Below are 1,478 nucleotides of genomic sequence, written 5' to 3' on the forward strand. Positions count from 1 at the left end.
CTAGTACAACATCCCGTAAATAGATTTAATAATTATCAGGCTGTAGGTACGGCTCCAGGAGCGTGACGACCACCTGGGCCATCTCGTCGAGCGAGCCTGCGCCTGGCAACGGCTCCCAACGCCCACTATGGTTGCGAAAGGCGGCGCCATAACGATTGCGGCCGAGTTCGGTCAGCCGAGCCACCACGGTCGGCTCCTCGTCGTCCAGACGTTTGATCAACAGGTGACGCCCGTAGGCTTGTGTGATGATCTGCTCGTGGCCGAGCAGGCTGCGCAGTTGCTGCTGCAATTTGGCAGCGTAATGTTTGGTGGGTAAGGCTGGCATGTTGATTCTCGATTACGATGCGCCGGTTTGCAGCGGATAGCCCCGGAAGCTCCATTTGAACGGGCGTGCCGCCTGATTGTGCGCGCGGATAAACTGCTCGGTGCGCTCGCGCAGGTGCGCGATGCTAGTGTGACTCGCATGGCGCAGTACCCGGCGCGTGTAGCGGGCAAACCAGAGTTCGATCTGATTGACCCAACTCGCGTGCAACGGCGTGAAGTGGAAGTGAAACCGCTCATCGTGCCGCGCGTTAAACGCCTGCCAGACGGCCTGGGCGCAATGTGTGTTCAGGTTGTCCCAGACGACGTGCACCTGTTTGCCCGGGTACGCGCTTGCCACGCGCTCCATGAAAGCGACCAAATCGTCCTGGGTGCGCCGGTCGCGGCATTCTGCCAGCACCTGTCCGGTATGCACGTCTAGCGCGGCAATCAACGCCTGGGTGCCGTGACGAATATATTCAAACTCACGCCGACGCAGCCGCCCCGGTGCGGGTGCGCGTCCTGGGTGCTTACGCTCGATGGCCTGAATGCCGGTCTTCTCGTCGATACTGAGCACCACCGCGTTTCGCGGCGCCTTCCGGTACAGCTTGCAAATGCCGTTGACCTTCTCGCGAAAGGCGGGGTCTGGGCTATGTAGCCATTGCTGGACCCGGTGCGGACGCACGTCGCCGGCCTGCAAAATGCGCTGCACCTGGCTGCGGCTGATCTGCTCGACAACGCCACGCTCCACCGCGCGCGCCACAATCTCATCGAGCGTGGGCGTGACCCGCCCCTCAGGCTCTTGCGTCTCACACGCCAGCGCGATCAACTGTAGTCGCGCCTCGTGCGTGATGCGCGGCGGACGGCCGCTGCGCTCGCCCTCGCGAATGCCTTGGGCACCTTGCTGGGCAATACGCTTGCGCCACAGGCAGACCGTTTGCACCGAGACATCCAGTTCCCGCGCAATGGCTGTATTGGCGTGGCCCTCGTGGGCCCACAACGCGATTCGCGCGCGCATCACATCTCGCTGCGGCGCCGTCTTGCGCTCGATCAGCGATAACAGTTCCTGTCTTTCTTTCTTCGCCAACTTCACTGGCGTTGCATGGCGGCCTCGACTCATCCCGCCATGATATCCGAGGCGATTATTTATTCAAGCTATTTACGGGATGTTGTACTAG

General features: G+C 61.4%; 2 protein-coding genes. Both read right to left on the reverse strand.

Annotated features, from left to right (window positions below; genetic code table 11):
• Positions 1-25: 25 nt before the first annotated feature.
• Positions 26-325 (reverse strand): hypothetical protein, encoded by a 300-nt coding sequence (locus tag AC1DK4_RS40645; RefSeq protein WP_441624506.1) that lies wholly within the window; start codon positions 323-325, stop codon positions 26-28.
• Positions 326-337: 12 nt separating this feature from the next.
• Complete coding sequence (locus AC1DK4_RS40650; RefSeq protein ID WP_441624508.1) at positions 338-1,420, reverse strand: IS630 family transposase; 1,083 nt, start codon at positions 1,418-1,420, stop codon at positions 338-340.
• Positions 1,421-1,478 lie beyond the last annotated feature (58 nt).

The organism is Cupriavidus sp. 05N38, from assembly GCF_056397345.1.